At 67.0% G+C, this 23,531-nt stretch carries 28 protein-coding genes and 1 pseudogene; 12 read left to right on the top strand and 17 right to left on the bottom strand.

The window, feature by feature from the left end; all coding sequences use genetic code 11:
* Window positions 1-44 precede the first annotated feature (44 nt).
* Complete coding sequence (locus AC1RJ5_RS12580; RefSeq protein ID WP_269573593.1) at window positions 45-1,070, bottom strand: retroviral-like aspartic protease family protein; 1,026 nt, start codon at window positions 1,068-1,070, stop codon at window positions 45-47.
* 51 nt (window positions 1,071-1,121) lie between these two features.
* Complete coding sequence (locus AC1RJ5_RS12575) at window positions 1,122-3,539, bottom strand: ligase-associated DNA damage response DEXH box helicase (RefSeq protein WP_493113599.1); 2,418 nt, start codon at window positions 3,537-3,539, stop codon at window positions 1,122-1,124.
* 18 nt (window positions 3,540-3,557) lie between these two features.
* On the opposite strand from AC1RJ5_RS12575, the gene AC1RJ5_RS12570 reads away from it, so the two are divergent.
* The gene (locus AC1RJ5_RS12570) at window positions 3,558-4,556 is read left to right on the top strand and encodes a ligase-associated DNA damage response exonuclease (protein ID WP_184162403.1); all 999 of its coding nucleotides are present in this window, start codon (window positions 3,558-3,560) and stop codon (window positions 4,554-4,556) included.
* A gap of 56 nt (window positions 4,557-4,612) precedes the next feature.
* Entirely contained in the window at window positions 4,613-5,062 is a 450-nt protein-coding gene (locus tag AC1RJ5_RS12565; RefSeq protein ID WP_184162401.1) for a hypothetical protein, read from the top strand.
* Here the strand turns inward: AC1RJ5_RS12565 and AC1RJ5_RS12560 are convergent, their stop codons facing one another.
* From AC1RJ5_RS12560 to AC1RJ5_RS12525, 8 genes are all read right to left on the bottom strand, one after another.
* Window positions 5,063-5,449: a hypothetical protein gene (locus AC1RJ5_RS12560; RefSeq protein ID WP_184162399.1), complete on the bottom strand. Its 387-nt coding sequence runs from the start codon at window positions 5,447-5,449 to the stop codon at window positions 5,063-5,065.
* Window positions 5,450-5,500: 51 nt separating this feature from the next.
* The gene (locus AC1RJ5_RS12555; RefSeq protein ID WP_493113596.1) at window positions 5,501-6,319 is read right to left on the bottom strand and encodes an endonuclease/exonuclease/phosphatase family protein; all 819 of its coding nucleotides are present in this window, start codon (window positions 6,317-6,319) and stop codon (window positions 5,501-5,503) included.
* 17 nt (window positions 6,320-6,336) lie between these two features.
* Window positions 6,337-7,866 carry an RNA polymerase factor sigma-54 gene (rpoN, locus tag AC1RJ5_RS12550; RefSeq protein ID WP_493113594.1) on the bottom strand — a complete coding sequence of 510 codons (1,530 nt, stop codon included), beginning with the start codon at window positions 7,864-7,866 and terminating at the stop codon, window positions 6,337-6,339.
* Window positions 7,867-7,872: 6 nt separating this feature from the next.
* Window positions 7,873-8,649 carry an LPS export ABC transporter ATP-binding protein gene (gene lptB / locus AC1RJ5_RS12545; protein ID WP_269573598.1) on the bottom strand — a complete coding sequence of 259 codons (777 nt, stop codon included), beginning with the start codon at window positions 8,647-8,649 and terminating at the stop codon, window positions 7,873-7,875.
* A gap of 122 nt (window positions 8,650-8,771) precedes the next feature.
* A complete protein-coding gene (locus AC1RJ5_RS12540; protein ID WP_493113592.1) occupies window positions 8,772-9,371 on the bottom strand; it encodes an LptA/OstA family protein in 600 nt (199 codons plus the stop codon).
* 3 nt (window positions 9,372-9,374) lie between these two features.
* Window positions 9,375-10,019, bottom strand: a complete 645-nt coding sequence (lptC, locus tag AC1RJ5_RS12535; RefSeq protein ID WP_269573600.1) for an LPS export ABC transporter periplasmic protein LptC — start codon at window positions 10,017-10,019, stop codon at window positions 9,375-9,377.
* Entirely contained in the window at window positions 10,019-10,639 is a 621-nt protein-coding gene (locus AC1RJ5_RS12530; protein WP_184162382.1) for a ribonuclease D, read from the bottom strand. Before AC1RJ5_RS12530 ends, lptC begins: the two co-directional genes overlap by 1 nt.
* A 9-nt stretch (window positions 10,640-10,648) precedes the next feature.
* Entirely contained in the window at window positions 10,649-11,485 is an 837-nt protein-coding gene (locus AC1RJ5_RS12525) for a TerC family protein (RefSeq protein ID WP_269573601.1), read from the bottom strand.
* A 212-nt stretch (window positions 11,486-11,697) separates the two neighbouring features.
* Here AC1RJ5_RS12525 and AC1RJ5_RS12520 point away from each other — a divergent pair, with 212 nt between their 5' ends.
* Complete coding sequence (locus AC1RJ5_RS12520) at window positions 11,698-12,519, top strand: cold-shock protein (RefSeq protein WP_269573602.1); 822 nt, start codon at window positions 11,698-11,700, stop codon at window positions 12,517-12,519.
* Between the two features lie 73 nt (window positions 12,520-12,592).
* A complete protein-coding gene (locus tag AC1RJ5_RS12515) occupies window positions 12,593-12,961 on the top strand; it encodes a hypothetical protein (protein ID WP_493113588.1) in 369 nt (122 codons plus the stop codon).
* Between the two features lie 9 nt (window positions 12,962-12,970).
* Here AC1RJ5_RS12515 and AC1RJ5_RS12510 read toward each other — a convergent pair whose 3' ends face one another.
* Window positions 12,971-13,444 carry an Lrp/AsnC family transcriptional regulator gene (locus AC1RJ5_RS12510; protein WP_269573604.1) on the bottom strand — a complete coding sequence of 158 codons (474 nt, stop codon included), beginning with the start codon at window positions 13,442-13,444 and terminating at the stop codon, window positions 12,971-12,973.
* A gap of 109 nt (window positions 13,445-13,553) precedes the next feature.
* Here AC1RJ5_RS12510 and AC1RJ5_RS12505 point away from each other — a divergent pair, with 109 nt between their 5' ends.
* Entirely contained in the window at window positions 13,554-14,864 is a 1,311-nt protein-coding gene (locus tag AC1RJ5_RS12505; RefSeq protein WP_493113586.1) for a S41 family peptidase, read from the top strand.
* On the opposite strand, the gene AC1RJ5_RS12500 is transcribed toward AC1RJ5_RS12505, so the two are convergent.
* Genes AC1RJ5_RS12500 through AC1RJ5_RS12490 form a run of 3 tightly spaced genes read right to left on the bottom strand, consistent with a single transcriptional unit; the run spans window position 14,861 to window position 17,723 of the window.
* Entirely contained in the window at window positions 14,861-15,694 is an 834-nt protein-coding gene (locus AC1RJ5_RS12500; RefSeq protein WP_269573606.1) for a DMT family transporter, read from the bottom strand. The genes AC1RJ5_RS12505 and AC1RJ5_RS12500 overlap by 4 nt on opposite strands.
* Window positions 15,691-16,131: a hypothetical protein gene (locus tag AC1RJ5_RS12495; RefSeq protein WP_269573607.1), complete on the bottom strand. Its 441-nt coding sequence runs from the start codon at window positions 16,129-16,131 to the stop codon at window positions 15,691-15,693. The genes AC1RJ5_RS12500 and AC1RJ5_RS12495 overlap by 4 nt, the downstream gene beginning before the upstream one ends.
* A gap of 14 nt (window positions 16,132-16,145) precedes the next feature.
* Window positions 16,146-17,723: a cisplatin damage response ATP-dependent DNA ligase gene (locus tag AC1RJ5_RS12490; protein WP_493114687.1), complete on the bottom strand. Its 1,578-nt coding sequence runs from the start codon at window positions 17,721-17,723 to the stop codon at window positions 16,146-16,148.
* A 49-nt stretch (window positions 17,724-17,772) separates the two neighbouring features.
* On the opposite strand from AC1RJ5_RS12490, the gene AC1RJ5_RS12485 reads away from it, so the two are divergent.
* On the top strand, window positions 17,773-18,618 hold the full coding sequence (locus AC1RJ5_RS12485; RefSeq protein WP_493113583.1) for a metallophosphoesterase: 846 nt from the start codon (window positions 17,773-17,775) through the stop codon (window positions 18,616-18,618).
* A 34-nt stretch (window positions 18,619-18,652) separates the two neighbouring features.
* Window positions 18,653-18,982 (top strand): hypothetical protein, encoded by a 330-nt coding sequence (locus AC1RJ5_RS12480; RefSeq protein WP_269573609.1) that lies wholly within the window; start codon window positions 18,653-18,655, stop codon window positions 18,980-18,982.
* 61 nt (window positions 18,983-19,043) lie between these two features.
* On the opposite strand, the gene AC1RJ5_RS12475 is transcribed toward AC1RJ5_RS12480, so the two are convergent.
* Window positions 19,044-19,541: a Dps family protein gene (locus tag AC1RJ5_RS12475; protein WP_184162360.1), complete on the bottom strand. Its 498-nt coding sequence runs from the start codon at window positions 19,539-19,541 to the stop codon at window positions 19,044-19,046.
* A 96-nt stretch (window positions 19,542-19,637) separates the two neighbouring features.
* Window positions 19,638-20,201: a TMEM165/GDT1 family protein gene (locus tag AC1RJ5_RS12470; RefSeq protein ID WP_269573610.1), complete on the bottom strand. Its 564-nt coding sequence runs from the start codon at window positions 20,199-20,201 to the stop codon at window positions 19,638-19,640.
* A 174-nt stretch (window positions 20,202-20,375) separates the two neighbouring features.
* Between AC1RJ5_RS12470 and rpmG the strand changes: the two genes are divergently transcribed.
* On the top strand, window positions 20,376-20,543 hold the full coding sequence (gene rpmG / locus AC1RJ5_RS12465) for a 50S ribosomal protein L33 (protein WP_025560997.1): 168 nt from the start codon (window positions 20,376-20,378) through the stop codon (window positions 20,541-20,543).
* Between the two features lie 154 nt (window positions 20,544-20,697).
* On the opposite strand, the pseudogene AC1RJ5_RS12460 reads toward rpmG, so the two are convergent.
* A pseudogene (locus AC1RJ5_RS12460) lies at window positions 20,698-21,057 on the bottom strand (response regulator); the annotation flags it as partial.
* Window positions 21,058-21,094: 37 nt separating this feature from the next.
* Between AC1RJ5_RS12460 and AC1RJ5_RS12455 the strand changes: the two are divergent.
* The 4 genes from AC1RJ5_RS12455 (at window position 21,095) to AC1RJ5_RS12440 (ending at window position 23,513) form a co-directional block, all read left to right on the top strand.
* Window positions 21,095-21,361: a DUF3572 domain-containing protein gene (locus AC1RJ5_RS12455; protein WP_184162350.1), complete on the top strand. Its 267-nt coding sequence runs from the start codon at window positions 21,095-21,097 to the stop codon at window positions 21,359-21,361.
* Complete coding sequence (locus AC1RJ5_RS12450) at window positions 21,358-21,993, top strand: HAD family hydrolase (RefSeq protein WP_493113579.1); 636 nt, start codon at window positions 21,358-21,360, stop codon at window positions 21,991-21,993. The genes AC1RJ5_RS12455 and AC1RJ5_RS12450 overlap by 4 nt, the downstream gene beginning before the upstream one ends.
* 8 nt (window positions 21,994-22,001) lie before the next feature.
* On the top strand, window positions 22,002-22,466 hold the full coding sequence (locus AC1RJ5_RS12445; RefSeq protein WP_269573612.1) for a RidA family protein: 465 nt from the start codon (window positions 22,002-22,004) through the stop codon (window positions 22,464-22,466).
* A 252-nt stretch (window positions 22,467-22,718) separates the two neighbouring features.
* Window positions 22,719-23,513, top strand: coding sequence for a TorF family putative porin (locus tag AC1RJ5_RS12440; RefSeq protein WP_493113576.1), 795 nt, complete (start codon window positions 22,719-22,721; stop codon window positions 23,511-23,513).
* Window positions 23,514-23,531 lie beyond the last annotated feature (18 nt).

Here is a 23,531-nt window from a genome sequence, read left to right as displayed (position 1 = left end):
GCGCCCGGGCGGCCAAAGTCAATGCCAGTAGCCCTTTGCGCCGCTCAATAGGTATGGATCGTCCCCATGCCGCGCACCCCCGGCAGCATCGATCCGGTCCCCGCCTGTTTCGGCTTGTTGTCCCTGGGCATCAGGAAGCGGACCTGGCGATTGGGGAAATCGATCTCGACCCGGCGGAAACTGCGCAGCGCATCCATGCCGAGCAGCAATGCCGGTCGCTTGACCAGGCCGAAGCGCTCGAAGGGCGTGACGTCGGCAAAGGCGACCGGCATCGAGCCGAAGCGCACCTGGCCGACCGTGACATTGGGCACCTGGGTATAGTCCGCCGTGGTCTGGTCGCCGGTCACGCTGGTCAGCAGGATCCTCTGCGACCGCGGCGTGTCGCGACCCACCCGCTTGCGCAGCGCGCTGTTGCCCATCGTCACCTGGCTGCCGGTATCGAGCACCACCTGGATGCGGGTATTGTCGTAATAGGCGTCGGTCACGATCAGCTGGCCGAACACGCTCTTGGCCGTGACCACGATCTCGTCGCGGTCGCGCTTGGAAAAGGCGTTGCGCTTCGTGCTGGGGCGCACGGCCATCACGCCCTTCTCGAAGTCGATCGTGACCTGGTGGTTGCGCAGCGTGTCGATGCCGAGCAGGCCGAGCGCGCCAAGGTTGCGCGCCTCCAGCGCGGGAGCGATGATGGTATGCTGCTCGCCGATCGACTTGATGCTCAGCCCGGGGACCAGCACGGTGTTGACCGTGTCGCGGCCGGTCATCGAGGTAATCACCACCGGAGAGGAAGCGCCGAGCTTCAGCGAGCCGGCAAGCTCGCGCGATACGACCGTGCGCTCGGCACCGGTGTCGATGATGAAGTTGTAGGGGCCGCTCGTCCCGACGGCCACCGGAACGGTCAGTCGCGCGTCGAGCTCGCCCAGCGCCAGCAGCGTCGCCTCGACATCCTCCGGGCTGGGCATGGTCAGCTCGGGATCCTGGGGCGGCGGGGTGCGCTCGCTCGGATTCTGGAGGTCATGGGCTCCGGCGGTTGCGGCCAGCGGGAGCAGGAGAAGCGCTGCGAGCCTGTTCATGCCTGTGAAGGTACACCCATCCATGCTGCGCAGCAATTGTCTGAATTGTGTCTAATCGAGCCGCATCGCCTCCGCCGCGATGTCCTCGGCTTCCATCAGCAGCGCGTCCTCGGTCATGCCCTGGGCGACATTCTCGCGGCCGATCATGATGAGGACGGGCACCGCCATCGGCGACACGCGCGGCAGATCGACATGCAGCATCGTGTCGGCGGCGGTATCGAGCAGATGGCCTAGCCGACCGACATCGGTCATCCGCGCCCGCGCATCGGCCCAGGCGGCGCGCAGCAGCAGGTGATCGGGCTCGTACTTGCGCAGTACGTCATAGATCAGGTCGGTCGAGAAGGTGACCTGGCGCCCGGTCTTCTTCTTCCCCGGATGCTGGCGCTCGACCAGCCCGCCGATGATCGCCACTTCGCGGAAGGCGCGCTTGAGCAGAGCCGAGCCCTGCACCCATTCGACGAACTCATGCTCGAGGATGTCGGGCGAGAACAAGGCGGCCGGGTCCTCGATCTTCTCCAGCCCGTAGACGGCAAGCGCATAGTCATTGGCGACGAAGCCGAGCGGCTTGAGCCCCAGCGCCTCCATCCGCCGAGTCACCAGCATGCCGAGCGACTGGTGCGCGTTCCAGCCCTCGAAGCTGTAGACGACCATGTGGTGCTTGCCCTCGTGCGGGAAGGTCTCGACGAGCAGCTGGCCGGGCGCGGGGATCGCCGAACGACGTTCCTGCACCTCGAGCCATTCGCGGACATCATCGGGAAAGCGCCGCCATTGGCTGCGGTCGTGCAGGAAATGGCGAACCCGCTCGGACAGCGTCGCGGTGATCGCGAGGCGCGCGCCCATGTACGAGACATAGCGCGCGGGCTTGGCGGTAGCGCGGACGATCAGGTCGGTCAGCTCGACGCGCTCGACCTCCACCGCCATCCCGGCGAAGACGAAGGCGTCGCCGGGCGAAAGCTGGGTGCCGAACGCTTCCTCGACCTTGCCGAGCCGCCGGCCATTCTTGAAGCGCACCTCCATCATCGGCGATTCGACGATGATGCCGGCGTTCAAGCGATGCTGCGCAACAAAGGCCGGGGTGGTCACCCGCCACAGCCCGTCCCGGCCCTTGGTCAGCCGCTTGAACTTGTCATAGGCGCGCAGCGCATAGCCGCCATCGGCGATGAAGCTCAGCACCCGATCGAACGTCTCGTCGGGGAGCGCCGAATAGGGCAATGCTGCGCGGATTTCGTGCAGCAACTGGTCACGGTCGAAAGGCGACGCGCAGGCGCAGGCCATGACATGCTGCGCCAGCACGTCGAGCGCGCCGGGGCGGAAGACGTCGGGATCGAGCTCGCCCTGCTCGACGGCGTCGAGCGCGGCGCGGGCCTCGAGATACTCGAAGCGGTTGCCGGGCACGAGCACGGCTTCCGAGGGCTCGTCGAGCCTGTGGTTGGCGCGGCCGATGCGCTGGAGCAGGCGCGACGAACCCTTGGGCGCGCCCATCTGGATCACGCAATCGACATCGCCCCAGTCGACGCCGAGATCGAGGCTGGCGGTGGCGACCAGCGCGCGCAGCTGCCCGTCCGCCATTGCCTGCTCGGCACGCTGGCGGGCCTCGAGGCTCAGGCTGCCATGATGCACGCCGATCGGCAGCTTGAGCTCGTTGACCTTCCACAGCTGCTGGAAGACCAGTTCGGCCAGACCGCGGGTGTTGCAGAAGACGATGGTCGTCTGGTGCGTCTCGATCTCGGCCATCACCTGGGGGATGGCATAGACGCCCGAATGGCCGGCCCAGGGGACCCGGTCCTCGGGCAGTAGGATCGCGATATTGGGCTCGGCGCCCTTCTCGCCCTGCACCAGGGTGACCGTATCGATATCGCCATGCGGGGCCAGCCAGGCGCGATAGCCGTCCGGATCCGCGACCGTAGCCGATAGCGCCACCCGGCGCAGGTTTGGGGCAAGCCGCTGGAGGCGGGCCAGGGCGAGGGCGAGCAGGTCGCCGCGCTTGCCGGTGGCGAAGGCGTGGACCTCGTCGATCACCACCGTCCGCAACCCCTCGAACATCGTCAGGCTGTCCTCATAGGAAAGCAGCAGGCTGAGCGATTCGGGGGTGGTCAGCAGGATCTGCGGCGGCCGCGCGCGCTGGCGGACCTTCTTTTCCCAGGGTGTGTCGCCGGTACGGGTCTCGACGCGGATGGCGGCGCCCATTTCCTCGATCGGGGTGAGCAGGTTGCGCTGCACATCGACGGCCAGCGCCTTGAGCGGCGAGATATAGAGTGTGTGCAGCCCGTCGGCGGGTGCTTCGATCAGCTCGGCCAGGGTCGGCAGGAAGCCCGCCAGCGTCTTGCCCGCGCCGGTCGGCGCCACCAGCAGCGCATGCTCGCCACGCCGGCCCGCTTCCAGCATCTCGAGCTGGTGGCGGCGCGGCGCCCAGCCACGGGCCGCGAACCAGTTCGACAATGTTGGGGGGAGCTGGGAACCGGCGGCCATCCCGACCATATAGGCATGATGGCGAAGCTCGGCGACTGGATCGATCCTAGACCCACCGGCATCTATCTGCCGGCGGCCGATATCTGGATCGATCCGTCGCAGCCGGTCCGCCGCGCGCTGGTCACCCACGGGCATGCCGATCACGCCCGGGGCGGCCATGAGGCGGTGTGGGCCACGCCCCAGACGCTGGCGATCATGGAAGCGCGCTACGGGCCGCAGAGCGGCAATCCCGTTGCCTATGGCGAGCGGATCAGCATGCACGGCATCGATATCCGTTTCGTTCCTGCCGGCCATGTCCTCGGCTCGGCGCAGATCGTGCTCGAGCATCGCGGCGAACGGATCGTCGTCTCGGGCGATTACAAGCGCCGCCCGGATCCCACTTGCGCGCCGTTTGAGCCGGTGCCCTGCGACGTGTTCATTACCGAGGCGACGTTCGGGCTCCCTGTCTTCCGCCATCCCGAGACGCATGACGAGCTCGACAAGCTGCTTGCCGCGCTCCGCGCCAATCCGGAGCGCTGCGTGCTGGTGGGTGCCTATGCGCTGGGCAAGGCGCAGCGGGTGATCTCCGAGCTGCGGGTGATGGGGTTCGACGATCCGATCTACCTGCACGGCGCGCTGCAGCGGCTGTGCGACCTCTATGTCGAGCAGGGCGTAGACCTTGGCGAGCTGCGCCCGGCCACGGGCGTCGCCAGGGCCGAATTGCAGGGGCGGATCATCCTCTGCCCGCCCGGCGCGCTCAATGATCGCTGGTCACGCCGGCTGCCCGATCCGATCACCGCGATGGCATCGGGCTGGATGCGCGTCCGCCAGCGTGCCCGGCAGCGCAATGTCGAGCTGCCGTTGATCCTGTCCGATCATGCCGATTGGGACGAGCTGACCCGCACGATCCGCGAGCTGGAGCCCCGCGAAGTCTGGGTGACGCATGGGCGGGAGGATGCGCTGGTCCATTGGTGCCGGCTCCACCAGGTCAAGGCCCGGGCGCTCGACCTGGCCGGATTCGAGGATGAGGACGACTGATTGCCCACTGCTCCTGTTACCGATACCATTCCCGGCAAAAGACAGGAGAGGGACAAATGAAAGCAGTGAAGCTGGCGGCGATTGCCGCGGGACTGACGCTGGGTGCCGGCGCGGCGCAGGCGCAGCAGGGATCGACCGGGCCGGGCATGCCGGTGCTGGTTGGATCGGTGGACGCGCCGGAGCTCAAGGGACCGGACGACAGCGCGGCGCGGATCGACAAGGCGGTGCGCGATTCGCGCCTCGACGCCGAGAAGCCGAAGACGGCGCGGGCGGTGCCCGCCAAGCCCGGGGACGTCACCGCCGGCAGCGAAGTGCGCGATTCGAAGGGCGTGGTGCTCGGCAAGGTCGAGTCGGTCAGCATGGCCGCCGCGGTGATCGTCGCGGAGGCGGGCAAGGTCGAGGTGCCACTCGAGGCGTTCGGCAAGAACAACAAGGGATTGCTGCTCGCGCTGACCAAGAAGGATTTCGATGCGATGGTCGCGGGGGCCAACAAGCCGGCGAACTGATCAGGCGGCGGCGCGATCCGTGCCGGCGAACAGCCAGGCTTCGGCCGTCGCTACATCCTCGAAGCAGCGGGCATAGCGCTGGTCGAGCGCGCGATTCAGCTGGGTGCGGGCCAGTGTCTTGCCCATCACGAAAGCCAGCCGCCGCGAGCGATAGGCGGGGTCGGCCAGCATGGTGCGGAACGTCTCGACGCTTTCCTGCGCCTGGATCTTCATCTCGCGCAGGTCATTGAGCGTGAGATGCTGGTTGGGCCCACAGGTCAACCGGCCATGGGCGGTGGCACGCTCGACGAGAAAGGCGTCGATGTCCTCAGTCGTGAAGAAGCCGCGCATCCGGATGCGGACGAGATCGCGCTCGGGCTCGACGTCGATGGTGAAATCCGCGGACATGGCACCTGCGATAGCGTTATCCACCTACCAAAATCCTAAGGCGCACCTTCCCTAGCGCCGGGCCGGCTTCGACCATCCGAGCGTCGCGACCACCGGATAGTGATCCGAGGGATAGAGCGGGCCGTTGTGGGTATCTATCGTGCGATAGCCGCGCACGGTGAAGCCGCGGGTGAAGATCCAGTCGATCCGGCGATCGGGCACGCCCTTGAAGGCGTGGAAGGTCGCTTCCGGGCCGACCGGCCTGGCGACGGCGCCGCGGGCATCGGCCAGCGTCTCGCCGAGCAGCGCGTGCGAGGTCGATTCGGGGACGGTGTTGAAGTCGCCGGTGAGCACCACCGGCACGCCCTTGGGCAGGGCGGCGATCCGTGCCTGAAGCAGCCGCGCGCATTTCTCGCGGGCCGCCTCGTCCTCGGCGCGATAGGGGAAATGGGTGTTTAGCAGGTAGAATCGCTTGCCGGCCCGGGTCTCGAACAGGCCCCAGGTGACCATGCGCGGATAGAGATTGCCCCAGCTGATGCTGGCCGGCACCTCGGGCGTGTCCGACAGCCAGAAATCGCCATGCTCGATCAGCTTGAGCCGGTCGCGGCGATAGAAGACGCCCATATGCTCGTCGGCATGGCCGCCGCGGCGATCGATCCCGAACCAGCTATAGCCGGGCAGGCGCTCGACCAGATAATCGCCCTGGAGCTTGAACAGCTCCTGCGTGCCGATCACGTCGGGCGCTGCCGCGGCGATCGTCCCGACGAACAGGTCGCGGCGCTTTTCCCAGATGTTCGCGCCGTCCGAAGGGGCGGGGAGGCGGACGTTGAAGCTCATCACGACGAGCCTGTCCTGCGCCTGTACCGCCATCGGCATGAGCAACGCGAGCACCAACCACAGGAATCGAATCAACCCACGCCCTCCAATGCCTTTTGCCGGCGGCGCTGCACCGAGCTGCCGATCCCCATCGCCTCGCGATATTTCGCGACCGTGCGCCGGGCAATGTCGAAGCCCTTGGCGTTGAGCAACTCGACCAGCGTGTCGTCGGACAGGATCTTCTTGGGATCCTCCGCCTGGATCAGCGTGCGGATCGCGTTCTTCACCGCTTCGGCCGACACCGCGTCGCCGCCCTCGGACGACTGGATCGCCGAGGTGAAGAAGTATTTGAGCTCGAACAGCCCGCGCGCGCAGCTGAGATATTTGTTCGAGGTGACGCGGCTGACCGTCGATTCGTGCATCTCGATCGCCTCGGCGACCTGGCGCAGCGTCATCGGCTTGAGGTGCGCGACGCCCTTGAGGAAAAAGGCTTCCTGCTGCTTCACGATCTCGGATGCGACCTTGATGATCGTGCGCTGGCGCTGGTCGAGCGCCTTCACCAGCCAGTTGGCGCTGGCCAGCATGTCGGACAGCCAGGCCTTGCTCGCCTTGTCCTGCGGGCCGGCGGAGACTTCGGTGTAATAGGCGCGGTTGACCAGCAGGCGGGGCAGGGTCGCGGCATTGATCTCGACCGCCCAGCCCATGCCGCGGCGCGCGACGAAGATGTCCGGGGTAACCGCGAGCGTGGGTTCGCCGCCATAGCGGCAGCCGGGCTTGGGGTCATAGTTGCGCAGCTCGCGGATCATGTCCGCCAGGTCCTCGTCATCGACGTCGCAGATGCGCTTGAGGCGGGGCAGGTCGCCGCGCGCGACGAGATCGAGATTGTCGATCAGCCGTGCCATGCAGGGGTCGTAGCGATCTGCTTCCTTCGCCTGCAGCGCTAGGCACTCGGCGAGGTTGCGCGCGCCAACGCCGGTGGGGTCGAAGGTCTGGATCGTCGCCAGCACGCCCTCGACCCGAGCAAGCGGCACGTTCAGCCGGTTGGCGATGTCGAGCAAGGGCGCGGTGAGATAGCCCGCCTCGTCGATCTGGTCGATCAGGTGCGCGGCGATGAACAGGTCGCGGCCGTCCACACTGGCGCCCGCCTGCGCCATCAGGTGATCGGCGAGGCTGAGGTCGGCGCTGCCGAGATTGTCGAAGTCCGGCCCATCCTCGGGCGCGCCGCCGCCGCTCGCGCCGGTGAGACCCAGGCTGCCGTCCATCCCCGCGCCGCCCAGCGTGTCGCTGCCGCTGTCGTGGTGGAAGGTTTCGGCGGCGAAATCCACGTCGAGCGCGGCCTCGCCCGCCGCCTCGCCGCCGCCGGCGATCAGCTCGCTGGCATCGGCCGGGCCGTCGCGTTCCTGGAAATCGCCATCGGGCTCGGGCGCATCGGCCGGTTCATTGTCACGCTCGTCATTGCCGGTACCGCTGCTTTCGAGCAGCGGGTTCTTCTCCAGCTCCTCGGCGATGAACGTCTCGATTTCGAGGTTGGACAGTGCCAGCAGCTTGATCGCCTGCTGGAGCTGCGGCGTCATCACCAGCGATTGCGACTGGCGCAGATCGAGGCGAGGCGCGAGACTCATCGGCGATTAGAGCTCGAAGCTCTCGCCAAGATAGAGGCGGCGGACATTCTCGTCGCGGACGAGATCGCCCGGGGAGCCGGCGAACAGCACCCGGCCATCATAGATGATGTAGCCGCGATCGACGATGTCGAGCGTCTCGCGGACATTGTGATCGGTGATCAGCACGCCGATGCCGCGCTGCTTGAGCTGGATGATCAGGTCGCGAATGTCCGAGATCGAAAGCGGATCGATGCCGGCGAACGGCTCGTCGAGCAGGATGATCGTCGGGTCGGCGGCCAGCGCGCGGGCGATTTCGGCGCGGCGGCGCTCACCGCCCGACAGCGCCATCGCCGGCGCGGCGCGCAGCCGGGTAAGACCGAATTCGTCGAGAAGCTCGTCCAGCCTGCGTTTGCGCGCCGCCTTGTCGGGCTCGGCCAGCTCGAGCACTGCGGAGATGTTGCCCTCGACGCTGAGCCCGCGGAAGATCGAGGTTTCCTGTGGCAGATAGCCCAGGCCGAGGATCGCGCGGCGATACATCGGCAGGCGGGTGATGTCCTCGCCATCGAGCATGATGCGGCCGCTGTCGGGCTTCACCAGGCCCATCACCGAATAGAAGCAGGTGGTCTTGCCGGCGCCATTGGGGCCGAGCAGGCCTACGACCTCGCCGCGGCCTACCGAGACCGACACGTCCGTCAGCACCACGCGCTTGTCGTACGACTTGGCGATCGAGACGACCGCAAGCCCCTTGTCGGGCAGCGGCGCCGGATCGGCGACGGGCGTTTCGAGGGTGGCGACGTCGGTCATACGTGGTTCCTGTATGGACGGTGCGCGTTACCGACGGGTTTCCCGCAGCCGTTTGGCAGGATTCCTGCATGAAGACGGCGGGGAAGGGAAGCCCCGAGCGGCGTGCCGTGGAAAAAGGGCGATTACTGTTTCGGAGCCGGGGTGGCGGAAGGTGCGGGGGCGGTGGTGGCGCTGCCGGCGCGCTTGGGCACCGAGAAGCGGCCGGTCACGCGGCCGCCGCGGCTCTGCACGCCCGGCGTGCCGGAGGTGCCGCTCGATCCGCCGACGCCCGATCCGTCGATCGTCGCCCGGCCGGTGTCGAGGTTGATGACCAGGCGACCGCCCGAGACGTTGTTCGGCCCCTGCTTGAGCGTGACGCCGCCGACCATGGTGATGATCCGCTTGTTGACGTCATAGACGGCATATTGGCCGGTCGCGCTCTGGTCGGGCCGGGTGATGGTGACACCGCCCGAGGCGTCGAGCCGCGACACTTCGGGCGAGCCATCGGTGATCTGGCCGGTATAGGCGAGGGTGACCCGCGCGCCGGTGAGCGTCATCTCCGCCTGCTTGATGCGCACGCCGCCCGACAGGATGACCCGGTTGGCCTTGTCCTGCAGCTCGATATGCTGGGCGTCGAAATCGATCGGCGCGTTGCTGTCGTGCCGCTGCTGCGCAGCCGCGGGCGACGCGGCAAGCAATGCCAGCGTGAAGCCGATCGGAAGCAGGGCAGTCGCACGGATCATGTTCTAGCGCCTATTCGCGCGCTTGGGGGTAATCCGCAAGCGTGCATTGCCATCTAGGGAGATGGTGCGGTTTTCCAAGTCGGCAGTCAGCTTGTTGGCGCTGAACACGCCGGTCGGCGTCTTGCCGGTTACTGCGCCGCCGCTTTCCATCTTGCGGGTCTTCAGGTCGACGGTGGCGTTGGTGGTGTCGAGGACATAGCCGTCGGTCGTCTGGAACTTGATCGGCCCGTCGGACGACACCTGTTCCTTGTCGAGATCGTAGTGGCCCCGATCCGCCTTGAGGGTCGCCGGACCCTCGGGCAGGTTGATCTCCGCGTTCAGGTCGCGCAGCTGCACGATCGGCTCGGCTGAACTCTTCTGGATCGCCGAGCCCGCATTGAGCCGGAACGCCTGGCCCTTCGAATCCTCACCGCGATACACGGCCGATTCGAGGCGGAGCCGCTCGGTGGCCATGTCGACCTTGTTCTTGTCGAGCACGAAGCTCACATCGCCCTTGGTGAGCAGCGGCGCGAGGATCAGGAAGGCCGACAGCACGCCGATGCCGACGGGCAGGAAGATCAGCGACAGGCGCACGACGCGGTCGTGCGCGCTGCCGGGATGCGCCCAGCCGCGCTTCTGAGATTTCAGCCGGGCGGCGACCTCGGACATCAGATATGCGCGAAGATGTCGGTTTCGGGCCAGCCGGCCAGGTCGAGTTCGGCGCGCCAGGGGAGGAATTCGAAACACGCCTGGGCGAGGTCGGTCCGGCCTTCGCGTTCGAGGCGCTTGTCGAGTTCTTCCTTCATCGCGTGCAGGTAACGCACGTCGGACGCTGCGTATTCACGCTGCGCCTCGGAAAGTTCGGGGCCGCCCCAGTCCGAGCTCTGCTGCTGCTTCGACACCTCGACGCCGACCAGCTCGCGGACCAGCTCCTTGAGGCCGTGGCGATCGGTATAGGTGCGCACCAGGCGCGAGGCGGTCTTGGTGCAATAGACCGGCCCGGCGATGACGCCGAGGTAGAAGCGGATCGCCGCCAGGTCGAACCGGGCGAAATGATAGAGCTTCAGCCGCTCGGGATCGGCGAGCAGCATGCGCAGGTTCGGCGCGTCATAGCTGGAGCGCGGGCCGAAGCGGACGAGATGCTCGTCGCCGGAACCGTCGGACAGCTGGACGACGCACAGCCGGTCGCGCGGCGTGATCAGCCCCATCGTCTCGGTGTCGACGGCGATCGAGGCGCCCGGCGCGAACAGGCCCTCGGGGATATCTTCTTCGTGGAAATGCACAGTCATCCGGGTCGCCTAGCCCTGTTCGCCGCCGGGCTCAATGGCCGGAGGTGCATGCTTCGCCGCCTGCCTGCGCGCGCGGTTGGTGCGCGCCCAGATATTGAGCCCCTCGACACCCGCCGAAAAGGCCATGGCGGTATAGATATAGCCCTTGGGGATATGCGCCCCGAACGCTTCGCCGATCAGCACCATGCCGATCATCAGCAGGAAGCCGAGCGCCAGCATCACGACGCTGGGATTGCGGTTGATGAAGTTGGCCAGCGGATCGGCGGCGATCAGCATCACCGCCACCGCGGCGATCACCGCGACGTACATGATCTCGACATGCTCGGTCATGCCGACCGCGGTCAGGATCGAATCGACCGAGAAGACGATGTCGAGCAGCAGGATCTGGACGATCGCGGCCGTGAAGGTGATCGAGGCGACCTTCTTCTTGTCGAGCAGCTGGTCCGCCTCGCCCGGCGCATCGGCGTCGACCGAATGATGGATCTCGGTCGTCGCCTTCCACATCAGGAACAGGCCGCCGGCGAGCAGGATCAGGTCCTTCCAGGAGAAATCGGTCTCGAAGCTGGGCAGGCCATGCGCGTCGAGCGGGCCGGTCAGCCCCAGGCTGAACACGGTGTTCTTCAGGCTGATGATCCAGCTGATCGCGGTGAGCAGCGCAAGCCGCATGACCAGGGCAAGCGAGATGCCCACCCGGCGGGCGCGCTGACGCTGTTCCTCGGGCAATTTGTTCGAGAGAATCGAGATGAAGATCAGGTTGTCGATGCCGAGCACCACCTCCATCACGACAAGGGTGACGAGCGCGGCCCAGGCGGCCGGACTGGCGAGCAATTCGGTGATCGCGTCCATGGCGAACAGCTCTGCCCTGCGACGGAATGTGGCGCAAGCGCTGCGATTAACGATAGTTCGGCCATTTCAAGTCGAATTTCGTTCGCTCGCTGTACGATTTTGGGCTATGGCCGATTCCATGGCGCAAGTTTTTGCGCTGGAAGACCTGCGTTTTTCGTCCGGCGCTTGGCTTTTGATTTGATTTGTGGGCGAACCGGGAAGACGAACAGGGCATGAGTTTCGATAGAGGGCGCCGTGGGGATCGCGGCGGACGTGGCCGCGACAAGCGTGATGGCTTCGGCGGCGATGATTTTGGTGGCGGCAGCAGCTTCGGCGGCGGTTTCGAGGATCGCGGCGGTTTCGGCGGCGGTGACCGATTCGGTGGCGGTGGCGGCGGTGGTTACCGCGGCGGCGGTGGCGGCTTCGGCGGCGGCGGCGGTGGCGGTGGTTACCGCGGCGGCGGCGGTGGCGGCTTCGGCGGCGGTGGTGGCGGCGGCTTCGGCGGCGGCAACCGTATGCCCCCGCAGGTCATCGGCGAAGGCACCGGTGTCGTTAAGTTCTTCAACGCGCAGAAGGGCTTCGGCTTCGTCGTTCGCGATGATGGCGGCGAAGACGTCTTCGTGCACATTTCGGCGGTCGAGCAGGCAGGCCTCACCGGCCTGGCCGAAGGCCAGCCGCTTGGCTTCACGCTTGTCGATCGCGGCGGCCGTATCTCGGCTACCGAACTGAAGATCGACGGCGAGCCGATGCCGGTCGAAGAGCGCGCACCGCGTGAAGATCGCGGCGATCGTGGCGGCTTCGGCGGCGGCGACCGTGGTGGCCCGCAGCGTCAGCTGACTGGCGAGAAGGCGACCGGTACGGTCAAGTTCTTCAACGCCATGAAGGGCTTCGGCTTCATCCAGCGCGATGATGGCCAGCCGGACGCGTTCGTGCACATCTCGGCCGTCGAGCGTGCCGGCATGCCGACGCTCAACGAAGGCGACCGTCTCGAGTTCGAACTCGAAGTCGATCGCCGCGGCAAGTATGCCGCGGTGAACCTCACGCCGCAGGGCTGAGATCAGCCTTCAGGCAGACAAACAAAGGGGCCGGGCGGAAACGTCCGGCCCTTTTGCTTTTGGGGGGAGGCGCATGGTGTTCGGACGGATGCGCGCGCAGGCGGTGATCTGCGTCGCGGTGCTGGTGTTGCCAGGGTGCAGCCCGAACCCCGCGCAGGATCCCGCGACGCTGGCCGCGATTCGTGCCGAGGCACGGGCGCTCATGGCCAATCCGCACGTCGATGCATCGTCGCGAGTCCCCGAATCGCACTGGCCGCGTACGATCGGGTCGCTCCGGCCCGAATGGGTGCGGATCGACGAAGACGGCGTGGACATCCCCGTGAAGGTCTATTTCGACGACAGCTGGGGCTATTGGGTCCCGCGCGATCCTGCCAGGCTCCCCAGGCGCAGGTCCGGCTACCGGACGGTAGGCGAAGGGATCTACTGGTATCACTTCTCCTAGCCGGCGAACCTAGTCCCCAAGCAGCTCGTGCAAGGGCAGCGCGGGGGTGAACTTGCGGCGGCGCTTGAAGAAGCTGGTCTCGTAGCGACGCACCACCGGATCATTGCCGAGCAGCGAATCGACCAGCGCGTTGAACGCATCCATGTCGCGGGCGCTCACCACCAGCACCAGGTCGAAGCTGCCGGTCACTTCGGCGACGAGCTGGACGTGCGGGCTGGCGATCAGCCGGCGCTGGAAGCCTTGCAGCGCGTCGAGCGAATGCCGATCGAACTGGACATGGACCAGCGCTGATAGGAACGGGCCGACCTCCTCGGAGACGATCGAGACGTCCGCGGCGATCGTGCCGTCGCCGCGCATGCGCCGGATCCGGCGGGCGATTGCGCTGGGCGACAGCGGCAGCCGTTCGGCGAGCAGGTCCGCCGTCATCAGTGCATCCTCTTGCAGCAGCGCGAGGATGCGCAGGTCCATGTCGTCATTGGTCATCGCCGCCACTATGCCAGATTTTGGCAAGCAGGCAGGCGAAATTGCGCGCCACGCGCCCGGGGTTCGGATCATAGAGTGTTGGTCAAGTAACACAGTCGGGGGATGACCCATGAAGATCGCATTCGTCACGGCGCTGGCTCTCTCGGCCGGTCTTTCCGTCGTCGCCCAGGCGCAGCAGGGCCCCGGCCCGGCCCCGGTTGCTGCGCCCAGGGCCGGCACGGCCGAGATCGTCGCCGGCATTCGCAAGGCGATCGCCGAGAACTATGTGCTCGCCGCCAAGCGTGCCCCGCTCGATGCCGCGCTCGCCAAGGGGCTCAAGTCGGGTCGCTACAATGTCGAGGATCCGGGTGAGCTGACCCGCCGGATCAACGAGGATATGTTCGCCGTCGCCGCCGACAAGCATCTGGGGCTGTCCTTCGATCCGCGCGCTTCGGCGGAAATCGCCAAGCGCGGCAGCCAGGACGACGAGATCGAGAACACGCCTTTCTTCAAGGCGCTGCTGCGTCGCGGTAATCACGGCATCACCGAGATGAAGCTGCTGCCCGGCAATGTCCGCTATGCCCGCTATGACGGGTTCGGCTGGACCGGCGACGAGAGCAAGGCGGCGATCGATGCGGCGATGGCGTTCCTGCGCGATGGCGATGCCGCGATCCTCGACCTGCGCGGCAATGGCGGCGGCAGCCCCGAGGCGGTGCGCCGGCTGACCAGCTATTTCGTGCCTGCCGGCACCAAGCTGGTGACCTTCCATATGCGCAGCGACGCGCCGACCACGTCGACCAGCGAGGCGGTTCCCGGCGGGCAGCTCAACCTGCCGCTCTATGTGCTGACCAGCGGTCGCGCCGCGTCGGCGGCGGAGGAGTTCGTCAGCCACGTCGCGCGACTCGGCTTCGGCACGCTGATCGGCGCGCCCACTGCCGGGGCCGCCTATCGCAACGAGTTCTTCGCGGTGCCGGGCGGCTATCTGATCAGCGTCTCGGTCGGCTACCCCGAGCTGCCGGGCGGCGGCAATTGGGAAGGTACGGGCGTGGCGCCGAAGATCGCCGTGCCGGTCGAAAAGGCGCTGGACCGGGCGCAGCAGGAAGCCGCACTGACGCTCGCCGCGAAAGCGCAGGGGCCGCAGAAGACCGAGCTCGAATGGACGGCGGCGCTCTATGGCGCGCGGCTGACCCCGGTGACGCCGGCGCGGGCGCTTGCCGCCTATGCCGGACGCTATGGGCCGCGCACCGTGGCGCTGGAGAATGGCGCACTCACCTGGCAGCGCGACGGTGGCCCCAAGTCGGTGCTGGTCCCGCTGGGCGGCGACCTGTTCACGCTGGACGGCGATCCGCGCACCCGCGTGCGCTTCACGGGTGAGGGCGGCGTAACCGGCGTGACGATCGAGCGGGCGGACGGGACGAGCACGCCTTCGCCCAGGGGCTAGGCGGTCAGGATCAGCGCCGCGCCGGCCAGGATCCCGGTGACGCTGAGTGCGCGGACCAGCGTCACCTTTTCGCCCAGGAAGACCACAGCGATCACCAGCGCGGTGATCATGCCGGTCTCGCGCAGTGCGGCGAGCGGGGCGACGGCGCCGAGCGCGAAGGCGTTGAGCGCCAGGCCGTAGGTCAGGATCGACAGCGCGCCCGCCGCGGTGCCCGGCTTCCACTGGGCCAGCGCGGCGGCGAAGATCCGGCCGCGCGATACCAGGCCGAACATGGTGACGATCGCCGCGCCGGAAAGCACGAAGGACCAGACGATATAGCTGACCGGCCGGGGCGCGGCGCGCACGCCATGGGCGTCGGCCACGGTGTAGCAGCCGATCATCGCGGCGGTGAGCAATGCCCAGCCGAGCCCGGCCCGGCCCAGGTGACGACCGATCACCAGCGTGGCGACCGCGCCGCCGATCACCGCGATACCCAGCGCCTCGCGCATCGGCACGGCTTCGCCGAAGACCAGGATCGCCAGTGCGGCGGTGAGCATCGGCGCGGCGCCGCGCATCACCGGATAGGCGGCGGAGAAGTCGCTGGCCTCGAAGGCGCGGACGACCGCGTAGAGATAGAGGCAATGGATCGCGGCGCTGAGGCCGAGCCAGCCCCAGGCGCCGTGCGGCAGCGGCACCAGCAAGGTGGCGGGCAGCAGGATCAGCGCGCTCGATCCGTCGATGATCGCGCGGCCGGTCATCTTGTCCTTGCCGCCCTTGAGGATGGCGTTGACCACCGCGTGGATCGAACCCGAGGCGATCATCATCGCCGGGGCGAGGAATTCGGGGCTCACAATTCGATCTGGCGGCGGCCCAGCCACAAAGCGAGGGTGATTCGCGAAACGATCGCCGAGAGCAGCACCAGCGGCACGACGATCCACAAGGTGAGCACCTGCACTTCGGACCATTGCCCGGCGACCAGATGCCGCGCGCTCGACAATGCGGTCCAGCCCAGCACCAGCGCGGCGGTCACCAGCCCGGCGAGCAGGCCGGTGCCGAACCAGCGGCGCCAGGGCAAGGCGGGGTCGCGCAGGAGCAGCAGCGCAAGCGGCACGCCGACGATCGCGGCATAGCAGACCCCGAACAGCGCGAGCGTGCCCCAGATGCGCAGGAAGCTGTCACCCGCGTTCGATCCGGCGGCGAAGATGCCCGGCAGCAGCGACGCGATCGCCGGCCCCGCCAGAACGGCGACGATCAGCGGCACGGGCGCGATGCGTTGCTCTTCCCCCATGCCGCGAGACTGGCTCAGGTGGCGAGCTTGCGCAACGTCTCGATCGTATCTGCTTCGCTGGCGGGCTTGTCGTTGCGGATCCGGCTGATCCGGGGGAAGCGCATCGCCAGGCCGGACTTGTGCCGCTTCGATTCGTGGATCGAATCGAAGGCGACTTCGAGGACGAGGCTCTTGTCGGTCTCGCGCACCGGGCCGAAGCGGTTGACCGTGTGGTTGCGCACATGGCGATCGAGCCATTTCAGCTCCTCGTCGGTGAAGCCGAAATAGGCTTTCCCCACGGGCAGCAGCTCGCCTTCCGGCGTCCAGGCGCCGAAAGTATAGTCGGAATAGAAGCTGCTGCGCTTGCCCGAGCCGCGCTGGGCATACATCAGCACGCAATCGGCGATCAGCGGATCGCGCTTCCATTTGTACCAGAGCCCGGCGCGGCGCCCGGCGACATAGGGCGATGTGCGGCGCTTGAGCATCACCCCTTCGATGGCGGCATCGCGGGCGCCGGCGCGAATCTCCTCCAGCGCGGCGAAGTCCGCGGCCTCGATCACCGCGGAAAGATCGGAGCGCTCGGGATCGAGACGAGGGACGAAGGCTTCGAGCCGGGTGCGGCGCGCGCTCCAGGGAAGCTCGCGCAGGTCCTCGTCGCCATCGAACAGGATGTCGTAGAGGCGGACGAAGGCGGGATAGTCGGCGAGCGTCCTGGCGCTCACCGCCTTGCGGCCGAGGCGCTGCTGGAGGGCGTTGAAGCTGGCTGCTTCGCCGCCCTGGAACTCGCCCTTCACCAGCAATTCGCCGTCGAGCACGCCGGGTGTGGCGAAGCTGGCGGCGACTTCGGGGAAGCTGTGGGTGATGTCGTCGCCGGCGCGGCTGTAGAGCCGGGTCTCGCCGGCGACATGGACGAGCTGGACGCGGATGCCGTCCCATTTCCACTCGGCGGCATAGTCGGCCAGATCGACGCTCTCGGCCTCGAGCGGATGGGCGAGCATGAAGGGGCGGAACACCGGCACGTTGCGCGTGGTCGGCTGTTCGCCGCGCCCCTCGGCCCAGTCGAACAGCGTTTGATAGGGCGGGGTCAGGCCGTGCCAGACTTCCTCCACCGCATCGACGTCCAGTCCGAAGGCCTGGGCGAGCGCGGTCTTGGCGAGCCGCGCGGAGATGCCGACGCGCAGCGCGCCGGTGGCAAGCTTGAGCAGGGCGAAGCGTTCGTCCGCCTCCAGCCGGTCGAGCATCGCGGCGAGGGCTGCGGGAGCGTCGGACTTCGAGATGCTCCCGAGCGTGGCGATCACCTGGGAGACGGTGAGTGGTGCGCTATCCTCGGGCGGGGGCACCGGCTCGGGCCAGAGCAAGGCGATCGTCTCGGCCGAATCGCCAACGAAGTCGCGGCTCATCGCATAGAGCACCGGATCGACCCGCGCCTCGATCAGCGCGCGGAGCAGGGCGGGCTTCACCGCGGGCAGGTCGAGCGTGCCGGTAAGCGCCGCCATTGCCCAGCCGCGGTCCGGATCGGGGGTGGCGCGGAGATAGTCGCCGATCAGCTTGAGCTTGGCGTTGCGCGAGCGTGTGTAGATCAGGCTGTCGAGAAGATCGGCAAAGGCGCGCATGATGCGCCAACGCATAGCGCAGCCGATGCGCTCCCGTTACGATGTTCGCATGCGCATTCTCCTAGGCATCGCAGCGGGCATTGCCCTGCTCATCGCCCTCCTGGCCGGCTGGGGGTATCGCGAGGCGACTCGCGATCCGATCGTCCGCCGCGGCGAGGTGGCGATGCCGGGGCTGGAGCGGCCGATGAAGATCGTGCTGCTCAGCGACATCCATATCGGCACTGCCGCGATGGGCCCGGCGCGGCTGATGCGAATCGTCGGCCAGGTGAATGCACTGAAGCCGGACCTGGTGGTGATCGCGGGCGATTTCATCTTCGGCCACGATCCGGAAGGCGCCGCCAAGCTCGGACCGGCGATGATCGCGCCGCTGCGCCAGCTGCGCGCGCCGCTGGGCGTCACCGCGGTGCTGGGCAATCACGACTATTGGACGGGAGCGCAGGCGGTGCGCGAGCAGCTCGGCAGGGCCGGGATCACCGTGCTCGAGAATGACGCGGCATTGCGCGGGCCGATCGCACTGGGTGGGGTCAGCGATGATTTCTCGGGCCATGCCGATGTAGTGGCGACGCTGCGGGCGGCACGGGCGCTGGGCAAGCCGATCGTGCTGCTCACCCACTCGCCCGACATCGCACCCGGCCTGCCCGCCGATGCGCCCCTGCTGCTTGCCGGGCATACCCATTGCGGCCAGGGCGTGGTGTTCGGTCACAATATCGCGCCGCCGGTCAGCCGCTACGGCACGCGCTATCGCTGCGGGCTGGTACGCGAGGGCGCGCGGACCGTTGTGGTCACCGGGGGCCTCGGCGCGAGCGGGGTTTCGCTGCGTATCGGCGCGCCGCCCGATCTGTGGCTGCTTACACTCGTGCCAGTTGCAATGGCGCCGACACGAAAAGCGGGTTAGGCTCACCGCTCCACCACCGGAGGGGACTCCCGTAATGAAGCTTATCCTTACTGCCGCCGCGCTTGCCTGCGCGCCTGCCGCTGCCTTTGCCCAGACCGCGCCGGCACCCGCGACGACCCCGGCACCCGCCGCGGCGCCGGTTGCTGCCGCCAAGTTCAGCGCCGACACGCCGATCGAAACGCTGTTCGCCAACGAAGCGGCCAAGGCGGTGCTGGTCGCCGACGGCCTGGGCGATGTCGAGAAGCACCCGGCCTATGACCAGTTCAAGGCGATGAGCTTCCGCGCCGTGCAGCCCTTCTCCGAAGGCAAGATCACCGACGAGCTGCTCGCCAAGCTCGACACGGATCTCGCCAAGGTCAAGTGACGTGAAAAGGGGCCGGACTCTCGCGAGTCCGGCCCCTTTCCGATTCTGCCACCTTGGGCGATCAGCCCTTGCGCGAAGCCTCGAACAGGAACCAGGCGCGCTCCTCGGCCTGGTCGGTCCATTCGTCGACGATCCCGCTGGTCGCATTGTCGCCGGCATCTTCGGCGGCCTGCTTCACCACGCGGAAGCTCTCGACCAGCTTGAGATTGTCCTCGCGCAGCTCGGCGAGCATGTCGCCGGGCGCGACGTAATCCGCATCATTGTCGGTCAGCGTCTGGCGGCGCGCGATGTCGCCGATCGAGCGCAGCGTGATGTTGCCGGTCTTGCGCACGCGCTCGGCGATCGCATCGGTGATGCCGTAGATCTGCGCCGCCTGGTCATCGAGGAGCAGGTGATAGTCGCGGAAATGCGGGCCCGACACGTGCCAGTGGAAGTTCTTGGTCTTGAAATAGAGCGCGAAGCAGTCCGCCAGCGCGCTGTTCAGCGCATCGGCGACACTCCTGGTGTCGTTGCGGTTGAGGTCGGTGGGGGTGCGGAGCGCCGCGTTCGTGTCAGCCATATCTTCCTCCCGGATAATCGGTTCGCAGGGTCAACGAACGGGATATAGGGACGGCTCCGTGCGATGCACTTGCAATTTGCCGATCTCAGAAATCGATCAGGTCAAACGGAGCGCGTTCACGCCGATCCAGCATCCGGCGACCAGGAAGGCGATGCCGCTGAGGATGCGCAGCCAGCGTAGCGGCGCGTCGCGCCAGACCCGCTCGCCAAGCACTGCGGCGACAAAGGCGACCGCGAAGCTGGCGATCGAGGCGCCCGCCGCGGCGAACCAGGGCTGGCCGCCGGTCGACAGCGCCAGGGTGAAGAAGGGCGTGCGCTCGCCGAAGGACAGGATCAGCACGCCCAGCAGCGCAGTGAAGAAGGAGCCGAGCTTCCAGCTGCTAAGCCGGTCCGGCGTCTTGCCCGATCCGATCGCACCCAGTGCGCCGAAGATCAGCGCGAGGGCCAGCAGCAGGGACTTGGCGTTGGGCGTCATCATCGGCGCCATGAAGGTGGCGGCGCCCGCCGCGATGAAATTGCCGGTCGCATGGGCGAGCCCCGCCGCGATCGCGACGGTGAGTGGCCGCCCATAACGATCGGAGAGAATCGCGGTGAGCAACGCCGGCTTGTCGCAAAGCTGGGTGATGGCGGCCAGCAGGAAGGCCGGGACCAGAGCTTCCATGGCACTTCCCTTTCGCCGGATATTGTGGCGGGCCAGGGTTAAACCCGCGTGAAGCATCCGGCGATGGGCACCCAGCCTTGACTTTTGATGGAGAATCGCACAGGTGCCCGCGTCTGGCAGCGGTGCGCTCAGCGTGCCGCTCTTTTCTTTTACAAGATTCAAGGGTTACGGGTCATGGCCAAGCCGACCACTGTCAAGATCAAGCTCGTCAGCACGGCGGACACGGGTTTCTTCTACGTCACGAAGAAGAATCCGCGTACCCAGACCGAGAAGTTCTCGTTCCGCAAGTACGACCCGGTCGTGCGCAAGCATGTCGAGTTCAAGGAAGCCAAGATCAAGTAAGCCAGGCGTCAAGCCTGCCTTGCCCCCGCTTCGCGCGGGGGATTGATCAGAAGAGAAGCCCCGGGCCCTTAGGCTGCGGGGCTTCTTCTGTGCCCGTTTCCGGTGCTTCAGGCGCGGGTTCCGGCGCTGTGGGGGCTGCAGGCGCTTCGGCCGGCATCAGCGCGCGCACTTCTTCCATGAAGCGCACCAGGCTGATCGGCTTGGAAACATAGGCGTTGGCGCCCGCCGCGCGAATCCGCTCCTCGTCCTCGCGCCCCGCATAGGCGGTAACCGCCATGATCGGGATGGCGCGCAGCTGCGAATCGCGCTTCATGTGCTGGATGATCTCGAGGCCGGTGATGTGCGGCATCTGGATGTCCATCACCACCAGCTGCGGATCGAACTCGCGCGCGCGCGTCACCGCCTCGCGGCCGTCGCGCACCGGCTCGGCTTCGAACTGGTGCGCGCGCAGCAGGTCGCAGAACAGCTTCAGATTGAGTTCGTTGTCCTCGACAACGAGCACCCTTTTTGCCACGCGCTACCCCCAGGATCCAATTTGGGCGATGTAGGCTATGGCGAGCGCGGAAACAAATGCGGAAGCGCTGGCGCTGCAGGCACTTGTCTGGACCCTGGGCGACGAATCGCGGGCCCGGCGCCTGCTCGACCTGACCGGGCTCGAACCTTCGGACCTGCGCGCGCGTGCCGGCGACGCGGTGGTGCTCGCCGCCACCCTGTCCTTCCTCGAATCATACGAGCCCGACCTTGTCGCCTGCGCCGAGGCACTCGAAATAAGCCCCGAACAACTGGTCGCCGCCCGGGCGATACTGGAACGTGCATGAAACCGCTGCTGATCACCGATTGCGATGAAGTCCTGCTCCACATGGTCCGCCATTTCGGCACCTGGCTGGGGGAGACGCATGACATAGACTTCACGCCCGATGGCGCGGATTTCGCCAATTCGATGCGCCGGCGCAGCGATTCGTCGGTGATCCAGCGCGAGGAGATGTGGGGTCTGCTCGACGGCTTCTTCCCCGCCGAGATGGAGCGCCAGACGCTGGTGCCGCATGCCCGCGAGGCGCTGGCCGCGCTTTCGGAGCGCGCCAATATCGTGGTGCTGACCAACCTCCAGGATCATTGCCGCGAGCATCGTGTCGCCCAGCTGGCGACTCATGGCATCGCGCACCGGGTGGAGTGCAACCAGGGTGGCAAGGGCTCGCCCGTCGCGCGGCTGATCGAGGAATTCGCGCCCACCGTCGCAGTGTTCGTCGATGATCTTGCCGTGCACCACGAATCGGTGGCGAAGCATGCGCCCGAGGTGTTCCGCCTGCACATGGTCGCCGAGCCGAGCCTGGCGCCGAGCGTCGTGCCGGCGCCGCACGCCCATGCCCGAATCGACGACTGGCTGGTGGCACGCGACTGGATCGAAGCGCGCTTCGACGCAGGCTTGACCGCCGACGCGGCGAGTGGTTGAGCAGGGGCATGACCACGCATGTCGCCCGCAAGCTCGAAGAGCTTGGCCTCACCCTTCCCGAAGCCGCGGCACCGGTTGCCGCCTATGTGCCGGTGGTGGAGGCGAATGGCCTGCTCCACATCTCGGGCCAGCTTCCCTTCAAGGACGGCGCGCTGATGGCCGGCCGGCTGGGCGAGGACCGCGACCTGGCATTCGGTACCGAAGCCGCGCAGCGCTGTGCCCTGATGCTCGTTGCGCAGATCCAGAAGTATCTGGACGGTGACATCTCGCGGGTCGAGCGAATCGTGAAGCTCGGCGTGTTCGTGAACTCGGCGGCCGATTTCACCGACCAGCCCAAGGTCGCCAATGGCGCTTCGGAACTGATGCAGGCGCTGTTCGGCGATGCCGGCAAGCATGCCCGCAGCGCGGTGGGCGTGCCCACCCTGCCGCTTGGTGCCGCGGTCGAAGTGGACGCGATCGTCCAGATCCGCTGATTTTACCGTAGCTTGGCATAAGGCCTGCCCGCTCGCGCGGGTGGGCCTTTTTCATGTGCGCGCGGCCGCCTGTTGCTGGTCAGCAACAGTTCGTCACGATCCCGTGACGGAACAGCAATTAATGTTGTGCGGTGCAGCGGCGCCCGTCTAGAAACAGGGCGTACCCGCAAGCAGCGCAGGCTCTCGAGCCGCATGACGCCGCACCGGGCGCAGCAGGCGGGAACCCTTTTGAATAAACGGGAAGGGTATTCCATGCGCTACACCATGATCAGCCTCGCCGCTCTTGCGGCAGCTGTCGCAGCCACCCCCGCGATGGCCCAGGATCAGACCGATCCGGCACCCGCCGTGACGATTAGCGGCAGCGTCGCCGTCGTCAGCGACTACAAGTTCCGCGGCATCTCGCAGACCGACGGCAATTTCGCCGTGCAGGGCGGCATCACCATCAGCCACGCATCCGGCTTCTATGTCTCGGCCTGGGGCTCGTCGATCGATGACTATGTCACCGTGCACGGCACCGCCCATCAGGAACTCGACCTGATCGCCGGCTACAAGCACGCCTTCGACGGCGGCGTCACCGTCGATGTCGGCGCGCTTTACTATGTCTATCCGGGCACGCGTCCCGGCTTCACCGGCGACAAGAGCGCTTCGGACTTCATCGAGCCCTATGCCTCGGTCTCCTATGCGATCGGCCCGGTCACCGGGAAGGTCACCGGCAACTATGCGCCGAAGCAGAAGGCGCTGGCGATCGACCAGGGCCAGACCGGTCTCCTGAAGAAGGAAGACAATTTCTACCTGGCCGGCGACCTTTCGGTCGCGATCCCGAAGACGCCGATCGGCCTCACCGCCCATCTCGGCCACACCTGGGGTCCGAGCTGGCTGTCGGGTCCGACCGACGAGTATACCGACTGGGGCGTGGGCGCGACCTTCACCTACAAGTCGCTCACTTTCGGTGTGAACTATGTCGACACCGACACGATTTTCATCACGCCGAGCAGCAAGGACGCGGCCAAGGGCGGCATCCTCGGCTCGGTGAGCGTCGCCTTCTAATTCGGTTGGGGGGAAGGG

The sequence above is a fragment of the Sphingomonas sp. GW822-FHT03G08 genome (assembly GCF_058801135.1).
This window is presented reverse-complemented; position numbering and strand designations above follow the sequence as displayed.

Coding starts and splice junctions, on each gene's coding strand:
- AC1RJ5_RS12580 (WP_269573593.1), bottom strand. CDS start 1,070: ATGAACAGGCTCGCAGCGCTTCTCCTGCTCCCGCTGGCCGCAACCGCC.
- AC1RJ5_RS12575 (WP_493113599.1), bottom strand. CDS start 3,539: ATGGCCGCCGGTTCCCAGCTCCCCCCAACATTGTCGAACTGGTTCGCG.
- AC1RJ5_RS12570 (WP_184162403.1), top strand. CDS start 3,558: ATGGCGAAGCTCGGCGACTGGATCGATCCTAGACCCACCGGCATCTAT.
- AC1RJ5_RS12565 (WP_184162401.1), top strand. CDS start 4,613: ATGAAAGCAGTGAAGCTGGCGGCGATTGCCGCGGGACTGACGCTGGGT.
- AC1RJ5_RS12560 (WP_184162399.1), bottom strand. CDS start 5,449: ATGTCCGCGGATTTCACCATCGACGTCGAGCCCGAGCGCGATCTCGTC.
- rpoN (WP_493113594.1), bottom strand. CDS start 7,866: ATGAGTCTCGCGCCTCGCCTCGATCTGCGCCAGTCGCAATCGCTGGTG.
- lptB (WP_269573598.1), bottom strand. CDS start 8,649: ATGACCGACGTCGCCACCCTCGAAACGCCCGTCGCCGATCCGGCGCCG.
- AC1RJ5_RS12540 (WP_493113592.1), bottom strand. CDS start 9,371: ATGATCCGTGCGACTGCCCTGCTTCCGATCGGCTTCACGCTGGCATTG.
- lptC (WP_269573600.1), bottom strand. CDS start 10,019: ATGTCCGAGGTCGCCGCCCGGCTGAAATCTCAGAAGCGCGGCTGGGCG.
- AC1RJ5_RS12530 (WP_184162382.1), bottom strand. CDS start 10,639: ATGACTGTGCATTTCCACGAAGAAGATATCCCCGAGGGCCTGTTCGCG.
- AC1RJ5_RS12525 (WP_269573601.1), bottom strand. CDS start 11,485: ATGGACGCGATCACCGAATTGCTCGCCAGTCCGGCCGCCTGGGCCGCG.
- AC1RJ5_RS12520 (WP_269573602.1), top strand. CDS start 11,698: ATGAGTTTCGATAGAGGGCGCCGTGGGGATCGCGGCGGACGTGGCCGC.
- AC1RJ5_RS12515 (WP_493113588.1), top strand. CDS start 12,593: ATGGTGTTCGGACGGATGCGCGCGCAGGCGGTGATCTGCGTCGCGGTG.
- AC1RJ5_RS12510 (WP_269573604.1), bottom strand. CDS start 13,444: ATGACCAATGACGACATGGACCTGCGCATCCTCGCGCTGCTGCAAGAG.
- AC1RJ5_RS12505 (WP_493113586.1), top strand. CDS start 13,554: ATGAAGATCGCATTCGTCACGGCGCTGGCTCTCTCGGCCGGTCTTTCC.
- AC1RJ5_RS12495 (WP_269573607.1), bottom strand. CDS start 16,131: ATGGGGGAAGAGCAACGCATCGCGCCCGTGCCGCTGATCGTCGCCGTT.
- AC1RJ5_RS12490 (WP_493114687.1), bottom strand. CDS start 17,723: ATGCGCGCCTTTGCCGATCTTCTCGACAGCCTGATCTACACACGCTCG.
- AC1RJ5_RS12485 (WP_493113583.1), top strand. CDS start 17,773: ATGCGCATTCTCCTAGGCATCGCAGCGGGCATTGCCCTGCTCATCGCC.
- AC1RJ5_RS12480 (WP_269573609.1), top strand. CDS start 18,653: ATGAAGCTTATCCTTACTGCCGCCGCGCTTGCCTGCGCGCCTGCCGCT.
- AC1RJ5_RS12475 (WP_184162360.1), bottom strand. CDS start 19,541: ATGGCTGACACGAACGCGGCGCTCCGCACCCCCACCGACCTCAACCGC.
- AC1RJ5_RS12470 (WP_269573610.1), bottom strand. CDS start 20,201: ATGGAAGCTCTGGTCCCGGCCTTCCTGCTGGCCGCCATCACCCAGCTT.
- rpmG (WP_025560997.1), top strand. CDS start 20,376: ATGGCCAAGCCGACCACTGTCAAGATCAAGCTCGTCAGCACGGCGGAC.
- AC1RJ5_RS12455 (WP_184162350.1), top strand. CDS start 21,095: ATGGCGAGCGCGGAAACAAATGCGGAAGCGCTGGCGCTGCAGGCACTT.
- AC1RJ5_RS12450 (WP_493113579.1), top strand. CDS start 21,358: ATGAAACCGCTGCTGATCACCGATTGCGATGAAGTCCTGCTCCACATG.
- AC1RJ5_RS12445 (WP_269573612.1), top strand. CDS start 22,002: ATGACCACGCATGTCGCCCGCAAGCTCGAAGAGCTTGGCCTCACCCTT.
- AC1RJ5_RS12440 (WP_493113576.1), top strand. CDS start 22,719: ATGCGCTACACCATGATCAGCCTCGCCGCTCTTGCGGCAGCTGTCGCA.